The organism is Ralstonia sp. NFACC01 (assembly GCF_900115545.1).
Taxonomy (GTDB): Bacteria; Pseudomonadota; Gammaproteobacteria; order Burkholderiales; family Burkholderiaceae; genus Ralstonia; species Ralstonia mojiangensis.
Map to the genome: position 1 here is coordinate 504589 of NZ_FOWV01000002.1, position 18715 is coordinate 523303.

General features: G+C 64.6%; 20 protein-coding genes. 8 read left to right on the top strand and 12 right to left on the bottom strand.

Annotated features, from left to right (window positions below):
* Positions 1-70: 70 nt before the first annotated feature.
* The 3 genes from BM136_RS06970 (at position 71) to BM136_RS25130 (ending at position 2800) form a co-directional block, all read left to right on the top strand.
* Complete coding sequence (locus tag BM136_RS06970) at positions 71-748, top strand: response regulator (protein ID WP_027679979.1); 678 nt, start codon at positions 71-73, stop codon at positions 746-748.
* Positions 745-2232 (top strand): ATP-binding protein, encoded by a 1488-nt coding sequence (locus tag BM136_RS06975; protein ID WP_092971156.1) that lies wholly within the window; start codon positions 745-747, stop codon positions 2230-2232. The genes BM136_RS06970 and BM136_RS06975 overlap by 4 nt, the downstream gene beginning before the upstream one ends.
* Positions 2233-2476: 244 nt before the next feature.
* A complete protein-coding gene (locus tag BM136_RS25130; RefSeq protein WP_139219354.1) occupies positions 2477-2800 on the top strand; it encodes a hypothetical protein in 324 nt (107 codons plus the stop codon).
* On the opposite strand, the gene BM136_RS06985 is transcribed toward BM136_RS25130, so the two are convergent.
* The 4 genes from BM136_RS06985 to BM136_RS07000 form a co-directional block, all read right to left on the bottom strand.
* The gene (locus BM136_RS06985) at positions 2801-3412 is read right to left on the bottom strand and encodes an NAD(P)-dependent oxidoreductase (protein ID WP_092971158.1); all 612 of its coding nucleotides are present in this window, start codon (positions 3410-3412) and stop codon (positions 2801-2803) included.
* 99 nt (positions 3413-3511) lie between these two features.
* On the bottom strand, positions 3512-3949 hold the full coding sequence (locus tag BM136_RS06990; RefSeq protein ID WP_092971159.1) for an Rrf2 family transcriptional regulator: 438 nt from the start codon (positions 3947-3949) through the stop codon (positions 3512-3514).
* A gap of 73 nt (positions 3950-4022) precedes the next feature.
* Entirely contained in the window at positions 4023-4667 is a 645-nt protein-coding gene (locus BM136_RS06995) for an FMN-dependent NADH-azoreductase (RefSeq protein ID WP_092971160.1), read from the bottom strand.
* A gap of 20 nt (positions 4668-4687) precedes the next feature.
* Positions 4688-5017 (bottom strand): DMT family transporter, encoded by a 330-nt coding sequence (locus BM136_RS07000; RefSeq protein WP_092971161.1) that lies wholly within the window; start codon positions 5015-5017, stop codon positions 4688-4690.
* 311 nt (positions 5018-5328) lie between these two features.
* Here BM136_RS07000 and BM136_RS07005 point away from each other — a divergent pair, with 311 nt between their 5' ends.
* Positions 5329-6027 (top strand): HAD-IA family hydrolase, encoded by a 699-nt coding sequence (locus BM136_RS07005; protein WP_092971162.1) that lies wholly within the window; start codon positions 5329-5331, stop codon positions 6025-6027.
* A complete protein-coding gene (locus BM136_RS07010; RefSeq protein WP_092971163.1) occupies positions 6024-7217 on the top strand; it encodes a M20 aminoacylase family protein in 1194 nt (397 codons plus the stop codon). The genes BM136_RS07005 and BM136_RS07010 overlap by 4 nt, the downstream gene beginning before the upstream one ends.
* A gap of 38 nt (positions 7218-7255) precedes the next feature.
* Here BM136_RS07010 and BM136_RS07015 read toward each other — a convergent pair whose 3' ends face one another.
* The 8 genes from BM136_RS07015 to BM136_RS07055 all read right to left on the bottom strand — a co-directional run bounded on the left by BM136_RS07015 (position 7256) and on the right by BM136_RS07055 (position 14736).
* Positions 7256-8581, bottom strand: coding sequence for an NAD(P)/FAD-dependent oxidoreductase (locus tag BM136_RS07015; RefSeq protein ID WP_092971164.1), 1326 nt, complete (start codon positions 8579-8581; stop codon positions 7256-7258).
* A gap of 20 nt (positions 8582-8601) precedes the next feature.
* Positions 8602-9321, bottom strand: coding sequence for a cupin domain-containing protein (locus BM136_RS07020; RefSeq protein WP_092971165.1), 720 nt, complete (start codon positions 9319-9321; stop codon positions 8602-8604).
* Between the two features lie 49 nt (positions 9322-9370).
* Positions 9371-9865: an Lrp/AsnC family transcriptional regulator gene (locus tag BM136_RS07025; protein WP_039599256.1), complete on the bottom strand. Its 495-nt coding sequence runs from the start codon at positions 9863-9865 to the stop codon at positions 9371-9373.
* Between the two features lie 91 nt (positions 9866-9956).
* Positions 9957-11357, bottom strand: coding sequence for an aspartate aminotransferase family protein (locus BM136_RS07030; protein WP_092971356.1), 1401 nt, complete (start codon positions 11355-11357; stop codon positions 9957-9959).
* A 293-nt stretch (positions 11358-11650) separates the two neighbouring features.
* Positions 11651-12619, bottom strand: a complete 969-nt coding sequence (locus BM136_RS07040) for a threonine/serine dehydratase family protein (protein WP_092971167.1) — start codon at positions 12617-12619, stop codon at positions 11651-11653.
* A 10-nt stretch (positions 12620-12629) separates the two neighbouring features.
* Positions 12630-12824: a hypothetical protein gene (locus tag BM136_RS07045; protein ID WP_217649352.1), complete on the bottom strand. Its 195-nt coding sequence runs from the start codon at positions 12822-12824 to the stop codon at positions 12630-12632.
* Positions 12825-12887: 63 nt separating this feature from the next.
* Entirely contained in the window at positions 12888-13820 is a 933-nt protein-coding gene (locus BM136_RS07050; protein WP_092971357.1) for a 2-hydroxyacid dehydrogenase, read from the bottom strand.
* 28 nt (positions 13821-13848) lie between these two features.
* Entirely contained in the window at positions 13849-14736 is an 888-nt protein-coding gene (locus BM136_RS07055; RefSeq protein ID WP_092971168.1) for a GNAT family N-acetyltransferase, read from the bottom strand.
* Between the two features lie 241 nt (positions 14737-14977).
* Here BM136_RS07055 and BM136_RS07060 point away from each other — a divergent pair, with 241 nt between their 5' ends.
* From BM136_RS07060 to BM136_RS07070, 3 genes are all read left to right on the top strand, one after another.
* Positions 14978-16459, top strand: coding sequence for an aldehyde dehydrogenase family protein (locus BM136_RS07060; RefSeq protein WP_092971358.1), 1482 nt, complete (start codon positions 14978-14980; stop codon positions 16457-16459).
* A gap of 204 nt (positions 16460-16663) precedes the next feature.
* Complete coding sequence (locus tag BM136_RS07065) at positions 16664-17329, top strand: haloacid dehalogenase type II (protein WP_092971169.1); 666 nt, start codon at positions 16664-16666, stop codon at positions 17327-17329.
* A gap of 31 nt (positions 17330-17360) precedes the next feature.
* Entirely contained in the window at positions 17361-18650 is a 1290-nt protein-coding gene (locus BM136_RS07070) for an NAD(P)/FAD-dependent oxidoreductase (RefSeq protein WP_092971359.1), read from the top strand.
* Positions 18651-18715 lie beyond the last annotated feature (65 nt).

The window sequence follows — 18715 nt, forward strand, 5'->3', positions numbered from 1 at the left end:
TTCGCCGGCGCCTGTTTTCCACGCGCCGGTTGTCCGTTTACCGTCATTACCGCCGCCGAGATTCCCGCGCATGAACGCCATCCTCCTTATCGAAGACGATTTGCCCTTGGGCACGGCGCTGGCCCGCGCGCTGCGTCAGGCCGGCTACAACGCGACCTGGGTGCGCCGCCTGGTCGACGCGCAGAAATGGATCACCACCAACACCTTCGAAGCCATCGTGCTCGATCTTGGGCTGCCCGATGGTGAGGGCCATACCTTCCTGGAAGAACTGCGCGCCGCGCACAGCGACGTGCCCGTCATCATCGCCAGCGCGCGCGATGCGCTGTCTGAGCGCCTCAAGGGGCTGGATTCCGGCGCGGATGACTTTCTCGTCAAGCCGTTTCCCGTGGATGAACTCATCGCCCGCCTGCGCGCCGTGCTGCGCCGGCATGCGGGGCAGAGCACCAACCAGTGGAACGTCGGCAATTTGGTGGTCGAGCCCTCGCAGAAGCGTGTGACGCAAGAGGGGCAGATCATCGAACTGACCCCGCGTGAATACCAACTGCTGCTTGAACTTGTGCGCCGCGCGCACCGTTGGGTGCCGCGCGAAACGCTCATGGACGCGCTCTACCGTGAGGGCGACAGTGTGAGCGCCAATGCGCTGGAAGTTGTCATCCATCACCTGCGCCGCAAGCTCGGTAACGAAACCATCCAGACCATTCGCGGTGTCGGCTACATGATCGGCGGCAACCGCGGGGCCGCCCAATGAAGCTGGCGGTTCCAGCCATCCTGCGGGTTCGCTCGCTCTCGTTCCGCCTGTATGTGCTGATCCTGCTCGCGCTGGTGCTGATGCTGCTGGTGCAGCTCGTCATCGCGCATCTGGAAATCTCGCGCACCAACAGCCGGCAGGTGGTGAGCGACCTGCGCATGTCGGCGCAGGCCTATGCGGACCTCACCACGCTCAACATGGATGACGTGCCGCGCCGCGAAGAATTCCTGCGCCGGCTCACCGACATCAAGCTGGGCCTCTCGCTGCCCAACATCCTGCCGGGCGAATTCCGCTACGTGCTGTGTGATCGCGCGGGCCACGTCATCACTGCGTTTCCGGGTGCGCCCACCATGCCGTGCGGCAAGGCGCACGACACCGTCGTCGAGATCATGCTGGAGGGCAAGCCGTGGCGCAGCTACACCGTCGACAGCGTCGACGGCAAGATCTCGGCCACCGTGGCGCAGCCCCTGACCGCGTACGAGCGCGCCATTCGCGACCTGTTCGAGGAGGTGGCGGTGGCGCTGGCCATCCTGGCGAGCGCGCTGATGGTGATGGTCGGTTGGGCGGCGCACCAGGGCCTCAAACCGCTGCGTACGCTCACGCGCCAGGTCGAGGCGCGTGACTCTGCCGATCTTGACCCCGTGCAGAGCGTGGAACATGCGGAGCTGAAACCGCTGGTCGATGCCTTGAACGGGCTGTTCGCGCGTGTACGTCGTGGCATCGAGGCAGACCGCCGTTTCTTTGCCGATGCGGCGCACGAACTGCGCACGCCGCTGGCGGCCATTCAGGCGCAGGCGTATGTCGTCTCGCATTCCGATAGCGAAGACGATCGTTCGACCGCGCTGCGCGAGTTCGACCGCGGCATTTCGCGCGCAACGCAGTCGCTTGCCAAGCTGCTTGCCATCGCCCGGCTGGACGCGCGTCGTGTGGAGGCGCAGCTTGCGCAGGGCGCGTTGTCCGACCTGGCGGGCTGTGCGCGCAGCGGCGTGATCCAGCAGGCCTCGCGCGCCGAGCGTCGCAACATCACGCTGTCGTACGACGGCGCCAACCAGGCGTGGGTGTCGGTGTCGCATGAAGACGCCGCGACGCTGGTGGAAAACGTGCTCGACAACGCCGTGCGCGAAACGCCCAACGGTGGCGAGGTGCGCGTGGCCGTCAAGCGCATCGAGCAAGCCGGCACGCCGATGGTCGAACTGCGCATTGAAGATTCCGGCCCCGGCATTCCGCTCGACGAGCGCGATCGCGTATTCGAGCGTTTCTACCGCCCCCGCACCAGCCAGTCGCAGGGCAGTGGCCTGGGCCTGGCGATCGTGCGCCGTATCGTGGAATTGGGAAATGGCTCGGTGGCCATCGAAGACGGCCTGGCTCATGCAGATGGCAGAGGCTGCGCGATCGTGATCCGCCTGCCGGCGCTGGATTCCGCGCCCGAGCCGATCGAGCCCGATGATGCGCCTCCCGGCATGGCCGACACGCCCAGCCATTGATTGGCGCGGCTCGCGGTTGGTGGTCCCGGCACTGGTGGTGCTGGGGCATCTGGTGTTGCTGGCATGGTGGCGCGATCGTCCGGTGCCAGCCCTCCACGACGCGCCGACGATGCTGCAAGGGCGGTTGCTTGACACCGAGCCTCCGCCGGCGCCGGTGCTGCGTCCGGAGCGCGGCGCGCACACCCCATCAAAGTTGCCTCAAACAGATTCCATCCCGCATTCAGCTGAACCGGTGCAGCAGCCCATGTCTGCCGCGCCCGCGGCTGCCGATGCAGTTGAAGCGCGCACGCTCGATCTGGCTGCACCGCTGATGCCCAGCCAGCGAGCGCGATCCCACGCTGAAGACAACATCGCCCAGAGCACAGCGCACGGCACCGGTCACGCATTCGGGCCAGACGCTTCTGCGCCGCGTGCGGCACGGTCGATCGAGGAATCGCGCGGCGCTGCGGGCCGCTGGCAAGCCCGCATGGAAGTGGGCAGCAGCGCCTACTGCCTGAGCGCGCAAGACCCAAGCCTGCGCCGCGACCCCTTTGAAAAGGCACTGGCCGTGCCATCCACCTGCCGCTGATCAGTAACCGACTGTGAAGCGCTGGCGCGGGTGTGCCGGTTTTTCCGTTTCGTCGAGGAAGGCGATGGCGTAGTCCTCCATCGAAATCCACGGCTTGCCATTGGCATCCACGAGCAGCGAATCCTTGCCGACGCGGAAGTGGCCCGTACGCTCGCCCGGCTCGAAGATGGCCGACGGCGACACGAACGTCCAGTTCAGCTCGGTTTCCTTGCGCAGCGCGTTAAGGAAATCGCGACCGGCCGAGGCTTCGTCAAAGTACTCCTTGGGGAACTGCGGGGTGTCGATCAGCGCCACGCCCGGGGCCACTTCCAGGCTGCCGGCGCCACCCACCACCAGCAGACGCTGCACGGCCGCTTTCTTCACCGCACCAACGATCTGGTCGGCGCTTGCCTGCAGAAAGCGCACCGTGCTGTAGGCCACATCGTTGCCGGCAAGTGCGGCAGCGAGGCCAGCTTGGTCGGCTACATCCACATCCTTGGTGGTCAGGCCAGCACGTGCGGGCAGCTTGGATGCCGTGCGCGCAATGGCGGTCACCTGGTGGCCGCGGCGCAGTGCTTCGTCGATCAGGCGGGTGCCCACGCGCCCCGTGGCGCCGATGATTGCAATCTTCATGTTCAACTCCTTATGGAATGGTTCGAGCGGTTGAAACGTTATATGTAATTAATACAGTTACATATAGGGGTAAAAAAATAGGCCGACATGCCGGCCCGGCTAGGCTCGACGGCGGCGGCGTTGTGCGTGTCCCACCTCGTTGAGGATGCTAGCGATGGTTTGCGCAGCAAGCTCCGCTTCCAGCGCGGATTGCGCGCGCTCCGTCACACGCTCCAGCACGCCGGTGATCTCACGGCCGACCTCGCACGCCGGGTTGGGTGCATTGGGCGGCAGCGCAATCAGCACCGGAGATTCCACCACACGAAAGACGTCCAGCAGCGTGATGCGATCTGCCGGCCGCGCCAGCGTGGCACCGCCTGTTGCGCCCATCTGCGAGGTGACAAAGCCGGCGTCGGCCAACTGCGCCACCAAGCGTCGGATAAGTGCGGGGTTGGTTCCCACGCTGCCCGCGATCAGCGACGACGGCACCGGCCCCTCTGCGCTGGCAAGCAGAGTGAGGATATGCACGGCGACGGCGAAGCGGCTGCTGGTGGTCATGGTGATGAATGCAAAGTGTAACCATGATAGATACACTTTGGCGTGCGGTCAACCCCTTCGGCGGATGTGCGCTTTAGAAGGCGGCGGCCAGTGCCGTGGCCCGCGCTTTGGCATCTGCCTTGGCGGCCGTCAGCACGTCGGGCGTGGTGAGCGTGGGTGCTGCGCTGATCTCGGTCACGTCTTCAATGCCCAGGAAGCGCAGCCAGCGGCGCAGATAAGGTTTCTGAAAATCGTCCGGTGATTCGCTTGCGCCTTCAGTGTGTGCAGCGTACGCCCCTGCGCTGGCGTAGATGAGGGCCGCCTTCTTGCCCGAGAGTAGCGCCTGATAGCCTGTGGCCGGCGACCAGTTCCAGTTCTGACCCGGCAGCGTCACCACATCAATGAAATGCTTGAGCCGGTAGGGCACTCCAAAATTCCACATCGGAACAGAGAATAGATAGTGGTCTGCCGCGTTGAAGCGTTGCGACAGCGCCACCGCGCTCTGCCATTGCGCACGCTGTTCCGGCGTGGCGTTCTGGGTGCGCAAGACCGCAAACTTGGCGCCGATCATATCGGCGTCGAATTCGGGCAGGTCGATGTCCTCGCTCCACAAGTCGATCATGTCCATCTCATGGCTTGGGTGCGCGATGCGGTAGGCATCGAGAAACTGCTTTGCCACGTCGATGGAGTGGGACAGCGTTTTCATGGGAGAGGCTTCGATATAGAGCAGACGGGTCATGACGGGCTCCTGATGCGGTCTTATGCTGCGTTGAAGAAATTGAGGCCGGGGGTGCCGGCGATCACCAGTCCGATGCAGGCCAGGCGCGCGGGCTGCATGCTCTCGCCAAACAGCACGATGCCGAGCACGGTCACGCCCACCGAGCCGATGCCCGTCCAGATGGCGTAGGCCGTGCCAGCGGGCAGGCCGCGCATGGCATGCGTGAGCAGAAAGACGCTGGCAAGCGCCGTCACAATGCCGAGCACGCTGGGGATGGGGCGTGTCCACCCCTGTGCAAACTTGAGCGAGATCGCCATGGCGATCTCCACAGCGCCGGCTGCCAGCAGCCAGAGCCAGGCGGTTTGAAGCATGGAACCTCCGAAGTGTCCGCTGCCGAGCCGGCAAGCGGATGCGTTGCGATGCACCCAGAGTAAGGACGGGGCGACGCGGCAACAAGTACGTACCTGAAGGTAACCACCAGGCACGATGCGGGTATCAGCGCCCCGCAGCCGCCCGCCAAACGATCTGTGCGCCAGCCTGGCAAAAACGCAATTCGCTGCCGTGCCGTGCCGCGCGATCGGCACCATCGTCGGCGCTGCTGCTCCTAAGCTAGACGCCATGCAAGGCGGCTTGCCGCCACCCTTGGATTCATTCTGGCGTCCAACCATTCAGGAGCGTTGTCATGGCCCTTCGGGATTTCAAAGTGCTCACTTTCGATGTCGTCGGAACGTTGATCGACTTCGAGGGGGGCATGCTTGCCTACCTGCGCCGTGCGGTGCCCGACAGCAGGGTTACCGACGAGGATTTTCTGGGCGCGTATCGGGCAGCACGCAAACGCGGTCGGACCGAGTGGTATCCCGATGATCTGGTGCCGTGCTGGCACATCGTGGCGCAACAGCTTGGCCTGCCCGATAGCGACGCGCTGGCGCATGGTTTTCGCGATTCGGTGGCCGAATGGCCGGCGTTTCCCGACTCGGTGGAGGCGCTGCAGCGGTTGGGCAAGCGCTTCAAGCTCGTCACCATGACGAACGCGCAGTCCTGGGCGCTCGAACATTTCCAGCGGACGTTGGGCGCACCGTTCGACCTGCTGCTCAGCTGCGACGATGCCCTCTGCGAGAAGCCCGATGCGCAGTACTTCGCCTACGCGCGCGGCCGCTACGAAGGTGCCTGGGGCTTCAAGCAAGCCGACAATCTGCACGTGGCGCAGAGCCAGTACCACGACATCGGCATCTCCAAACGTCTGGGCATCGCCACCTGCTGGATCGAGCGCCGGCATGGCATGAAAGACTCGGGCGGCACCATCGAATCGGAGCACACCGTACCTGATTACCACTTCCATACGCTGGCCGAGCTGGCCGATGCAGTGGAGGCCGGCGAGTGAAGCCCGACGCCATTGCGGAACCGGTCGCCGATCTGCTGCCAGACCTTGTGGCACTGCGCCGCGACCTGCATGCGAATCCGGAACTCGCCTACGAAGAACACCGGACGGCCCGCATCGTCGCGCAGTCGCTGCGTGTGTTGGGGCTGGCGGTGGAGGAGAGTATTGGGGGCACCGGCGTGGTCGGCACGCTGCGCGGCGGCCGAGGCACCCGCAGTGTCGCGCTGCGCGCCGACATGGACGCGCTGCCGATGGTGGAACTGGGTCGATCACCGCACGCGAGCCGCGTGCAGGGCAAGCATCACGGTTGCGGGCATGACGGGCACACCAGCATGCTGATTGGCGCTGCGCGCCAGCTTGCGCGCACGGGCATCGACGGCACCGTCCACTTCATCTTCCAGCCTGCCGAAGAGGGCCAGGCCGGTGCGCGCCGGATGATTGAAGACGGCCTGTTCGAGCGTTTTCCATGCGATGCCGTCTATGCGTTACACAACTGGCCGGATCTGCCACTCGGACATGCGCAGACGCGGCCGGGCTCGATCATGGCGGCGGCAGATCGGTTCGATATCACCGTGTGCGGGCGTGGCGGGCATGCGGCCCAACCGCACCACACGCCGGACGCCATCCTTGCCGCCAGCCAGCTTGTGGCGCAGCTGCACACCATTGTGTCGCGCCGAATTGATCCGAGCGAATCGGCGGTGTTATCTGTCACGCGCATCGAAGGCGGCCACAGCCACAACGTGCTGCCGGCCGAAGTACGCATCACCGGCACCGTGCGCAGCTTTGATGCCGTATCGCAGGATCGCATCGAGGCGGCGCTGCGCGACACGGCCAATGGCATCGCGCTGGGCAGCGGCACGCAGGTGGCGGTGGATTACCGCCGCTATTACCCGGCCACCATCAACACGCCGGCCGAAGCGATGCTCGCATTGGACGCTGCACAAGCGATTGGCTTGCAGGCCGCGGAGGCACCACGCGCTGCGTTCACTTCCGAAGATTTCGCCTTCATGCTGCAGCGCAAGCCCGGTGCCTATCTCTGGCTCGGCCAAGGCCGTGCCGACGCGGGGCCCGAGGGCGAATACCCGCTGCACCACCCGTGTTATGACTTCAACGACGAGGCGTTGCCGGTGGGTGTGCGCTGGTTTTGCGAAGTCGCACATCGCGCGCTGGCCGCCGTTCCATCCGGTTCCTGAACTGCGGCCATCTTCGTCACCCTCCCGGTATTGCAGCGTTAGAAATCCGCCACCTTGCCCCAAGCCGAGTGCTTGAAGCGCGCCGGGTTGTAGGGAGCGGGGTCGAAGATCGGCTTTTCACCCGTCACCAGATCAGCGATCAGATGGCCGGCGCCGGGGCCGATACCGAACCCGTGACCCGAGAAGCCTGCGGCCAGGATGAACCCGGGGATTTCCGGGACTTCTCCGATGCCGGGCACGCCGTCCGGCGTGTTGTCGACGAAACCGGCCCAGGCGTTGGCGATGCCCGCTTGGCCCAGCACCGGCAGCAGTTCGACGGCGCGGCTGTAGGTTTGTCTGACGGCCGCGGCATCCGGCCGTGGGTCAAGTATGCGCATGCGCTCCATGGGCGTGGGCGCATCGAGCCGCCACCGCGCGAGAGTTTCGTGGCCCGCGCGAATGCCTTCCAAGCCGCCCGGGAACACATTGCGCCAGCGCTTCGCGAACATCGGCAGAAACTGCGGCGCGAAGCGCAGCAGCTGTGCCGTCGGGTCCACGCGTCCGCGCCCGCTGATGGCCAGGTTGTAGCTGCCATCGCTGCGGCGGGTGATGGACACGCGTGCGGTGTGCAAGGCGTCAGGCACTGGCTCGGTCACCCCCGTGACACGCACGATGGATTGGCGAACAGTCGCCTGCGGAAAACGAATGCCCAATTGGCGACAGAACGAGGAGGCCCAGGCACCGCCTGCAAATACCACGGTGCGGGTCTTGATGGTTCCTGCCTCTGTGACGACGCCGCTAACGCGACCGCCCTCGACTTCAATGCCTCGTGCAGCGCAGTTCTGGTGCACGGTGCCGCCGAGCTTCATGAGCGCAGCCGCTACGGACGGCGCCGCCTTGGCGGGGTCCGCCGTGCCGTCGCTCGGTGCGAACACGCCGCCCTTCCACGCGCGACCAGTGAGGCGGCCGCGCTCGGAGGCATCCCGGCTGCTCAGCATGTGTGTGGTAACGCCGGCCGTTCTCGCGAAATCGCGCCAGTTCGTCCAGCGAGCAAGTTCGTCTTCGTCGTTGCTGAGGTAGAGCAAGCCGCACCGGCGGAAACCTGTGTCTTCCCCCGTGTCTGCGGCAAACCGCTCCCATAGCTCGAGGCTTCGGGTGGCCATCGGCAGTTCACGCGCATCGCGGTTTTGCTGTCGGCACCAGCCCCAATTTCGGCTCGACTGTTCGGCCCCGATGCGGCCCTTTTCGACCACGGCCACCGAAACGCCGCGCCTGGCCAGGTAGTAGGCAGCAAAGACGCCAATGATGCCGCCGCCGATCACGACGACGTCGGCTTGCGCTGGAAGGGGAGAGGCGCTCTCGATGAGGCGCAACGGTTGAGACATGACTCGCTTTCCTCGTTCGTTCAGGCCTGGGCGTTTTGCACCACGTAGAACTTGGCGACGCGCTCCGTGCTGAGCCATCCGATGGCGGTGCCCTGCGGCACGAAGATGGCATCGCCCGCACTCACGGACAGCACGCTGCCATCCGGGCCAGCGAACTGCACACCGCCATCGAGCACGTACATGAACTCGTTGACCGGATGCGTGCGCACGATGCGGTGATAGGGCGTTGAGTCCCAGGTGCCGGCGCGGTATTGCGTTGGCTCGTCGGTGAAGACGTTGTCGCTGCGGCACTGCGGAACCGGCCCGATCAGGACTTCCGGCGCCGGGCCGCCCGAGGGTTTGAAGTCCGCATCCGCGTGCAGCGGGATGAGCGCCGGCGTGGTCGGTGTGTTGATGACAGCAGCGCAGAACACGAATCGAACGCCCGTGGCAGCCTCGATGCGCACGGCCGTGCCGGATGCGATGACCGCGCCCGCGCCCGGGCCGATCACGTGCGGTGCCGAGCCCGGCGCCGTGAGCGTCAACTCACCCTCCACGACGGTGAGCGTCTCGGTATGGGGAAAGCTCGCGACATCCCGTTCGCCGACAAAGCTCGCCCGGCCGGCGCTCATCGCGTTGGGCCCTTCCCAGGCAATCTCCCGTTCTTGCGCGAAGGGGTCGTCGGGGCCCAGGGCGGCAGGCCGGAACGCGGTTGAGATTGGGGCGCCGTCGGCGCGATGCAGCATCAGGGCGGTTGTCATGCAGGGTTGGTCCTCACCGCATCCAGCAGTGGACTCGGTTTCGAGGGCGTCAGCGTTGGTTGGGAAAGAGCCGTTCGATCGGACAGTGCGTTTTGATGAACGGCGATTTGATGACGATGTAGCTGAAATATTTGGCAATGCCGATGTTGCGCTCCAGCAGGTCTTCAATCACTTCCTGGTAGTGATTGACGCCGCGCGTGATGAAGCGCAACAGGTAGTCGTAGCCGCCGGACAGCAGGTGGCATTCGAGCACCTCGTCCACCTCACGGATGGCCGCTTCGAAACGCACGAAGGTTTCGCGGTGGTGGTCCGAGAGCGTGACCTCGGTGAAGACGGTCAGCGTATCGCCCAGCTTTTCGAGGCGGATGTGCGCGCCATAGCCAGAGATGTAACCCGCCTGCTCCAGGCGCTTGACACGGATCAGGCATGGGCTGGGCGACAAGCCCACGGCATCGGCCAGGTCCACGTTCGTCATGCGTCCGTTCTTCTGCAGTTGGGCGAGGATGCGCAGGTCCAGACGATCGATCTTGAGGGCTTCGGTCATGGCAGGGGCGAAGGCGTGGAAGATAGATCCGATTCTGCGGCAGCCAGCGTCTCTTGTGTCAGCTTGTTGCGGCGTGTTGCCACCAGTTGCATCAGGCGAGCGCGGCGCGCACGGCCGGAATGGCCAGCACGTCGTCGAGCGTCTTTTTCAGGCGCGTGAAGAGCTGCGCGAACTCGTCTTCGGTGTAGGTCAGCGCGGGCGCAAAGCCCAGGATGTTGTCGCCAAACGCCCGGAACACGAGGCCGTTGTCATAGGCAGCCGAGGCAATCAGATTGGGCAGGCCAAGCGCAGCGTCAAAGCCGCGCTTGGTGGCTTTGTCGCTTACGAGTTCCAGGGCGCCCAGCAGGCCGCGGTGGCGTGAGTCGCCCACCAGGGGGTGCGCAAGCAGTCCGTCCAGCCCCGCCGCAAAACTCGCCCCACCGCGCAGGCCATTGGCGAGGATGCCGCCTTCTTCGTACAGGCGCAGCACTTCCAGCGCCACCGCGGCGCAGACTGGGTGGGCCGAATATGTGGCACCGTGGCCGATGGGCACGCCGGCGGGCGCGCCGTCGGCAATGCCAGCGTAGATCTGGTCGGAAATCAGCGTCGCCCCCATCGGTACATAGCCCGCCGTGAGCCCCTTCGCCATCGTCATGATGTCGGGGTCGACGCCTTCGGCATCGCAGGCAAACATGGGGCCGGTGCGGCCAAAGCCGGTGATGACCTCATCGACCACGAACAGGATGTCCAGCTCGCGGGCGGCGTCGCGCATGGCTTTGAGCCAACCCTTGGGTGGCACGATCACGCCACCCGAGCCCTGGATCGGCTCGCAGAAGAAAGCCGCGACGTTGTCTGCGCCCAAGTCCCCCACCTTGGCGCGCAACGCCGCCACCGACGCCGCGATGATGCCCTGCGCATCCGCCGGGTTGGCCGCACGGTATGGGTTGGGCGAGGGGATGTAGTGCTGCGTCGGCAGCGGCAAGTCGAAATCGCGATGGAACGCCGGCAGTGCCGTCAGCCCCGCGCCCGTGGACGACGAGCCGTGGTATCCGCGCTCCAGCGAAATGAAATGCTTCTTCGTCGGCTTGCCGACAGCATTGAAGTACTGGACGATAAAACGCACCGCCGCGTCGACCGCCTCAGAGCCGCCGAGCGTGAGATAGACGTGATTGAGCGAGCGCGGCGTGATCTGCACGAGCTTGTCGGCCAGGCGGATGGCGGGCTCGCTGCTGAAATGGAAGTAGCCCGTGGCGTAGGGCAGGCGGCGCATCTGCTCGGCGGCAGCCTGTACCACGCTCTCCTGGCCATAGCCGACGTTGACGCACCAGAGGCCCGCAAAGGCATCGAGCAGTTCGTTGCCGTGCGCATCGGTCAGCCATGAACCGTGTCCGGATGTCAGCACGATCGGCCCGCGTTGCTCGTGGGTACGCCAGGATGCGACCGGGTGGATCAGGTGTGCGCGGTCGATGGCGTCAAGCGAGGCAAGCTGCGGCAGATCGGTGAGCTGGGTCATGGCAGAGTCCGTACGGGCAGTGAAGGCAATCAATGGACTCAAGAGTAGGCCGAGCACTCGCAGCCTTGGTGCTGCTTTGCAGGCAGGAAACGCAGTGTGCTGCTGTTGTTTGGGCAGCCGCAGCACATCGTGCCGAGCGTGGTTTGGAGCCTTATTTCGGCAGTCACGAACGCGATCTTGGTCTTCTCGGTGATTGAAATATCCGGGCGCTCGCTAAAAAAGAAAAGCTCGCAGACATTGCTGCCTGCGAGCCACGGCTCCCCGAGTCGGATGTGGAGCATCCTGCCTAGAAATCATGCCGGCCGGTATATATCGGCAAGGTCGGATAGATCCCAGTTTCCGCCACTCAATACAGCACACACTTTTTCATTCGCCCGGACTTTGACGGCGCCGGCCAACAAGGCTCCCACACCGATTGAGGCAGCCGGTTCGGCAATCAGTTTTGCGTCTTTGGCAAGAACACGCATGCCGGCAATGATGTGCTCGTCTTCCACCAGGACGATCTCGTCCACATATCTTTCAATAATGGGATACGGGTTTTCGCCTGGAACGCTGATCCTCAAACCATCGGCAACGGTATTTGCCAAAGGAAGCGATGTGCGTTGTTTGTTGAGCCTGCTGTGATGGTACTTGGGGGTCAAGGCAGGCTCAGCGCCCACGACACGGACCCACGGCTTCGTTTCCTTGATGGCGGTCGCGATTCCGGAAACAAGGCCGCCGCCGCCCATCGGGATGATCACAGTTTCCACGTCTTCCAGATCCTCCAGTATTTCGCAGCCGATCGTTCCCTGCCCCGCCATTACAAGAGGATCTTCAAATGCGTGGACTACCGCGTACTTCATTTCCTGGGCAATCTCATGCACTTTCTTCCACCTGGCAGCGGTGTCGCCATCGAAGAGGATGACCTCTGCGCCGAGGGCCTTCGTATTCTCGATCTTGATTTTTGGTGTGGTAACGGGAAGGACCAGAAATGCCTTCACGCCCAGCATTCTTGCGGCATAGGCGAGCCCTTGCGCATGATTGCCAGAAGATGTCGCGATGATGCCGTTGGTAATCTCTTCCCTTGACAGGGAAAAGGCCTTATTCAAGGCGCCTCGAATCTTGAACGCCCCAGTAATTTGGAGCATTTCAGGTTTGAGATAAAGCTCGCAGCCGACGGCCTTCTCAATCTTTTCCGCACGCAGTAAGGGCGTATGCCTGATGTGGGGTCTCAGCCGCTCTCGAGCTTCCAGAATGTCCTGAAGAGTAGGGTAGTTGCGCACGTGAAATGCCCTAGCCGATGAATTCAAAGAAAGTGCCGACGCTGCGTGCTATTGCGTTCTGATAGATCTTCGTCGAAGTCGTATTGTCTTGAATGGCCATGCCAGTGGAGTCGAAGATCGTTATTTCGTCATCGCGCTCCCTTCCTGGCTTCTTGCCGAGCACGATTTCGCCGATCTCTGCGCGGATGCGGTCTTTGGTCGTGATGTGTTGGCTGCTGTTGTGAGGGCACCGGTAGACATCGTGCCGCGCATGCTCTCCCGCCTCATTTCAATAGCCGCGCGAGCGATCCACCAGCCCGACCATGGGTTCACCGGCCGTGAAGCGGCGCAGGTTGTCGATGACCACTGCTGCTGCGGAAAGCGGCTGCGTCATGCTGGCAATGTGCGGCGTGATGTGGATGCGTGGGTGGTGCCAGAACGCATGGCCGGCGGGCAACGGCTCGGGGTCGGTCACGTCAAGCATGGCTTCGCTGAGCTGGCCACTATCGAGTGCTGCGATCAAGTCGTCGTTCACTAGCTGCGGACCGCGGCCAACATGCACCAGCGCGGCCCCTTGTGGGAGCTGCGCAAACAACGCTGCGTTGAGCACGCCGCGCGTGGCATCGGTCAACGGCATCAGGCAGATGAGGATGTCGGTGCGCGCCAGGAACGCCGCCAGTTCCTCCTGCCCGGCAAAGCACTGCACGCCGTCGACTGCATGGCGCGATCGGCTCCAGCCCGCGCAGTCGAAACCGAAATCCTGCAACTGCGCCAGCACGGCTTGCCCCAGCGAACCGAGCCCCAGCACACCAATGCGGCGTTCATTGGCGGGCCGCACCGGCAGCGGACGCCACTGCTCCGCCTGCTGCTGGCGGCGGTATGCAGGAATGTCGCGGTGCAGGCTCAGCACGGCATGCGTGACGTACTCGACCATGCCGCGCACGATGCCGGGCTCCACCATGCGCACCACGGGCAGCGTGGGGGGGAGCGCCGCAAAGTTGAATTGATCGACCCCGGCACCCGAGGAGAACAGCACCTCCAGGTGGGGGAAGTGCGTAGCGATATCGGCCGGCGGCTCCCAAGCCGCAAGAAAACGCACCCGCAGCGGATCACCAATGTCGGGCCAGATGCGAAAGTCGATGTCCGGTGCGCGCTGGCGGAATACCTCCGCCCATTGCCGGCCGCGAACAGGGTCGGACTTGTAGAGGAACGTGGTGGTCACGATGAGCGGTCGGCGCAATGTTCGAGGCTTAACCCATGGCCTGGGTCACGATGGCAAACAGCGCGGGCGCGCCGGGTGGTGTGGTCAGCGGCTCGCCGCGCACCATGGTAGTGGGCGCATCCACGCGCAGCAGGCCGATGCTTTCCAGCCATTCGGCCAGGCCGCTGTCGAAATCGATGTCGATGCGTGTGAAATGGCCGGCATTGACACCCGCCAGATGCGCGATCAGCGCTTTGGCGCTTTCGGCATCCGGGGCGATCACCGGGCCGATGACATGGCCGCGACCGAATCGGCGCAGCATGGCGAAGCCGCGCGCCTCGCCGTCGTCGTCCAGCACGACGCAGGCATCTGCGCTGGCGAGCAGATCGTCGATCAATGCGTCGCGCGGCATGCCCCGCGCCTGGGCGTCGAGCCGGCGCAAATCCTCAGATTCATTGAGCCCGGCGGGGCGCAGGCGCCAGCCGGCGGGCAGGGCGATCAACGGCGTGGGTTGCGCAATGCCCTGGTGCTGGCGGATCTCGCCGGTGCGCACGAAGCCCAGTCGTTCATACAAGCCACGCCCTTCGGCGGTGGCATGTAGCAGCACGGTGTGGTTGTCCAGGCCATCGAGCAGCGCGCTCATCAGCCGATGGCCGATGCGCCGGCCCTGGCATGCCGGCGTCACGATGACCAGCCCGATGCTGGCGTGCCGCGGCCCCCAGCGCCAACGTTGCGCAGTGGCGATGATCTCCCCGTCGCGCTCGGCGACGATGCCTTCGGCATGCACAAAACTCTGCGCCCAGTCGGCCGGGCGGTGCGGCCAGCGCTGCTCTTCCGACAGGGCATGTGCCTGGGGCAGATCGTCGGCAGTCATGGGGCGCAGTACCACACCGTCGTCGGCGGGAAGATTCTGGGCAGGTACGGACGAGGAAGACATGGGAGGTTCCTTCCGGCGAAGGATGAAGGTGGCACCGGCACTTATCTTGGACGACATCGCAGCGCGGAGCCAGAGCGAATTCGGGTTTGCCCGCAATTTGCAAGCATCGTCTGTCGAGGGTGTCGGTTTCGCAATTCGATGCGGTAGCGCCCGCGGTTACGAACACAAATGCCGAGCCTTCCTGCCTAGCATCAATGACCTCATCTCGATATGGGTGCCGGGCTCCGGCGCCCCCAAATTCGTGGCCACTTTCGACCCTCAGACCATCCGTGTGCCCGCTGGCCATTTCATCGGCGGCAGGCTCGTCACAGATACAGGTCGCATCACCGTGCGGCGCCCCTCCGATAACGCAGTGCATGCAGAACTGCCGCTGGCTGACGCATCCACCGTGGATGCTGCCGTGCAAGACGCCTGGCGCGCCTGGCGCACGACGGACTGGGCGCGCCGCGCCCCACGCGATCGGGCGCGTGTGCTGCGCCGCTGGGCCGATCTGATCGACGCCGACGTGGCGCACATGGCGCCGCTTGAAGCGGTGTGCTCCACCCGCCCGCTGCGCGATGCGGCGGCGTGGGACGTGCCATTCACCGCCGAAGGACTGCGTTTCTTTGCCGAATACGCCGACAAGCTCGGCGGCGACGTGGCGGCCACCCGGCACGACAACCTGGGGATGGTGGTGGCCGAACCCTATGGCGTGGTCGGCGCAATCACACCGTGGAATTTCCCGCTGGTGATGGTCTCGTGGAAGGTCGGTGCGGCGCTGGCAGCCGGCAACGCTGTCGTGCTCAAACCATCCGAGCTGACGCCGTATTCCGCCATCCGACTTGCAGAACTGGCCATCGAAGCCGGCGTGCCGCCGGGCCTGTTCAACGTGGTGCAGGGCGATGGCCGCACCACCGGCGACGCACTCACGCGCCACCCGTTGATCTCCAAGATGACCTTTACCGGCTCAACGCGCACGGGCTCCGCCATCATGGCGACCTGTGCGTCGCATGGTCCGAAGCCCGTCACGCTGGAGTTGGGCGGCAAGAGCCCGCAGCTCGTGTTTGACGATGCGCCCGATATCGACCGGCTGGCAGGCATTGTCGCGGGCGCCATCACCGGCAACGCTGGGCAAGTGTGCGTGGCTGGCTCGCGCCTGATCGTGCAGCGGCACATTGCCCAGGCATTGATCGAGCGCATTACCGCACGCTTTGCCGCTCTGCGGCCTGGCGCCACCTGGGATGACACGGCCACGCTGCCGCCGATCATCTCGCAAGCCCAGGCGGGGCGCATTCTCGACATCGTGGAGCGTGCGCGCGATGCCGGCGCGCAAGTGCGCTGCGGCGGCGGCCTGTTTGGCGACGGGCCTGGCGGGGCGTATTTCCAGCCCACGCTGCTCGAAGGCGTGCGCGCCGACAGCCCGGCCGTGCAGGAAGAAATCTTCGGCCCCGTGCTGACAGTGCAGACCTTCGACGATGAAGAGGAAGGTCTGGCACTCGCGGCGCACGAACACTACGGCCTGGCCGCCGGGGTACACACCGCAGACATCGGACGCGCGCTGCGAGCCATGCGTGGCATCGCGGCGGGCACGGTCTGGATCAACCGCTATGGGCGCAGCGCAGATTTCGTGATTCCCACGGGCGGCTATCACCAATCGGGTATCGGCAAGGATCTGGGCCGGCAAGCCGTGGAGGCCAACCTGCGCTTCAAAAGTGTGCTGATCGATTTTGCTGCGACGCACTAGCGTGCCTCGGCGGTGCGTGCGGCACGCCGGCGGTGCAGACCGCATGGCATGCCGCGAGTGCCATCGGAAACAGCAGCTTTCTCACGTGAGACGGCGCATTTCCCTACAACCGTTGCGAGTCTGCGTGCTTCAATGATTTCGTCATAACCGTGCTGCAAAGACTGCATAAATGCAGCGACCTTCAGGACCTTAGGACTTCAGACCATGACTTTCCGCCCCAAGTACATCACCTTTGACTGCTATGGCACGCTCACGCGGTTTCGCATGGGCGAGATGACGCGCGAGCTGTTTGCCGATCGCATTCCGGCCGAGCAGATGGAACAGTTCATTGCCGACTTCACGGCCTACCGCTTCGATGAGGTGCTGGGCGCCTGGCAACCATACGAGGTGGTACTGAAGAACGCCGTGCGCCGCCTGTGCAAGAAATGGAAGATCCAGTACTTCGACACCGACGGTCAGGCCTATTACGATGCCGTGCCGACTTGGGACCCGCATGCTGACGTGCCGGCAGGTCTTGCCAAGGTCGCCAAGGAAATCCCGCTGGTGATCCTGTCCAACGCAGACGACGCGCAGATCCAGAAGAACGTGGCGATGCTCGGTGCGCCGTTCCACCGCGTGTACACCGCGCAGCAGGCCCAGGCCTACAAGCCGCGCCTGAAGGCCTTTGAATACATGTTCGATTCTTTGGGCTGCAACCCGGAAGACGTGCTGCACGTGTCGTCCAGCCTGCGCTACGACCTGATGTCGGCCGATGACCTCGGCATCGTCAACAAGGTGTTCGTCAACCGCGGCCACGGCCCGGGCAATCCGGCGTACCGTTACACCGAGATTCAGGACATCAGCGGTCTACCCGGTGTTGTCGGCCTTTAAGCAGAGTCTCTATCGCCCCCACATGACCTCCATGAAACTCGACTCCTACTGGAACGACTCGGTGCCGCCGCTGGTGCTGCAGGCACACGATCTGCCGGCGCAGGCGGACGTGGTCATCGTTGGCGGAGGGTTCACGGGGTTGTCGGCGGCGCTGGCGTGGGCCCGGCGCGGCGCCAGCGTGGTCGTGCTGGAAGCGGGCGAGATGGTGGCGCCGGAGGCGTCGGGGCGCAACGGCGGCCACGTGAACAACGGCTTGGCTGTGGATTATGCGGACTTGGCCGCCAAGGTGGGCGTAGACCGCGCCCGCGCCTGGTATCACGCCTACGACGCCGCAGTCGATACGGTTGAGCGCATTGTGCGCGACGAGGGCATTGCCTGCGATTTTCAACGCAACGGCAAATTGAAACTCGCCACCAGGCCGCATCAGATGGAGGCGCTGCAGCGTAGTGCCGATCGCCTGATCGCAGACGGTGTGGATGCGGACGTGGAGGTTCTCGATGCCGCCCGCGTGCGAGACGAAGTGCAAAGCGAGCGCTTTCATGGCGGCCTGCTCTACAAGCGCAGCGGACAGATGCACATGGGCCGCTTTGCGCAAGGCGTGGCCATTGCGGCACAACGCCAGGGTGCACAAGTCCATACGCGCACCTGTGTGCAGCGTATCGAGCGCGTGCAGGGCCAGGTGCATCGCCTCCACACCACGCGCGGCACGGTCGAAGCCAAGCAGGTGTTGCTCGCGACCGGCGCGTCGCGCCATGGCGGTTATGGCACGTTCGGCTGGTTGCGCCGGCGCATCGTCCCGATTGGCAGCTTTATCGTCACCACCGAGCCGTTGGGTGCTGAGCGTGCGCACGCGTTGCTGGCAGCGCGCCGCACGTATGTGACGGTGGCGAATATTCACCACTACTTCCGGCTCACGCCGGATCACCGGCTGGTCTTCGGCGGTCGCGCGCGCTTTGCAGTGTCGAGCCCGCAGCAGGATGCGGTGAGCGGGGAGATCCTGCGCGCCGGCCTGACGGAGACCTTCCCACAGTTGCGCGACGTGCGTCTCGATTACTGCTGGGGCGGCCTCGTCGACATGACACAAGATCGCCTTCCGCACGCTGGCGAGCACGAAGGCCTGTTCTATTCCATGGGCTACAGCGGCCACGGCACGCAGATGTCCGTACACATGGGCGAGCGCATGGCCGCGGTCATGGCGGGCGACGCTGCTGCCAACCCGTGGCGCGACCGCGCGTGGGGCGCCATTCCCGGTCACTTTGGCCCGCCGTGGTTTTTGCCCGCGGTCGGCATGTACTACCAGCTCAAGGACCGATTCGCCTGAGCGGTGCCGCAAGCGCAGTCTTCCGCAGTATCCAACGATCGCAACGCTATCCATTCAGATCCATC

Excerpts from the sequence above, each read along its gene's own strand:
- BM136_RS06970 (WP_027679979.1), top strand. The coding sequence starts at position 71 with ATGAACGCCATCCTCCTTATCGAAGACGATTTGCCCTTGGGCACGGCG.
- BM136_RS06975 (WP_092971156.1), top strand. The coding sequence starts at position 745 with ATGAAGCTGGCGGTTCCAGCCATCCTGCGGGTTCGCTCGCTCTCGTTC.
- BM136_RS25130 (WP_139219354.1), top strand. The coding sequence starts at position 2,477 with ATGTCTGCCGCGCCCGCGGCTGCCGATGCAGTTGAAGCGCGCACGCTC.
- BM136_RS06985 (WP_092971158.1), bottom strand. The coding sequence starts at position 3,412 with ATGAAGATTGCAATCATCGGCGCCACGGGGCGCGTGGGCACCCGCCTG.
- BM136_RS06990 (WP_092971159.1), bottom strand. The coding sequence starts at position 3,949 with ATGACCACCAGCAGCCGCTTCGCCGTCGCCGTGCATATCCTCACTCTG.
- BM136_RS06995 (WP_092971160.1), bottom strand. The coding sequence starts at position 4,667 with ATGACCCGTCTGCTCTATATCGAAGCCTCTCCCATGAAAACGCTGTCC.
- BM136_RS07000 (WP_092971161.1), bottom strand. The coding sequence starts at position 5,017 with ATGCTTCAAACCGCCTGGCTCTGGCTGCTGGCAGCCGGCGCTGTGGAG.
- BM136_RS07005 (WP_092971162.1), top strand. The coding sequence starts at position 5,329 with ATGGCCCTTCGGGATTTCAAAGTGCTCACTTTCGATGTCGTCGGAACG.
- BM136_RS07015 (WP_092971164.1), bottom strand. The coding sequence starts at position 8,581 with ATGTCTCAACCGTTGCGCCTCATCGAGAGCGCCTCTCCCCTTCCAGCG.
- BM136_RS07020 (WP_092971165.1), bottom strand. The coding sequence starts at position 9,321 with ATGACAACCGCCCTGATGCTGCATCGCGCCGACGGCGCCCCAATCTCA.
- BM136_RS07025 (WP_039599256.1), bottom strand. The coding sequence starts at position 9,865 with ATGACCGAAGCCCTCAAGATCGATCGTCTGGACCTGCGCATCCTCGCC.
- BM136_RS07030 (WP_092971356.1), bottom strand. The coding sequence starts at position 11,357 with ATGACCCAGCTCACCGATCTGCCGCAGCTTGCCTCGCTTGACGCCATC.
- BM136_RS07055 (WP_092971168.1), bottom strand. The coding sequence starts at position 14,736 with ATGTCTTCCTCGTCCGTACCTGCCCAGAATCTTCCCGCCGACGACGGT.
- BM136_RS07065 (WP_092971169.1), top strand. The coding sequence starts at position 16,664 with ATGACTTTCCGCCCCAAGTACATCACCTTTGACTGCTATGGCACGCTC.
- BM136_RS07070 (WP_092971359.1), top strand. The coding sequence starts at position 17,361 with ATGAAACTCGACTCCTACTGGAACGACTCGGTGCCGCCGCTGGTGCTG.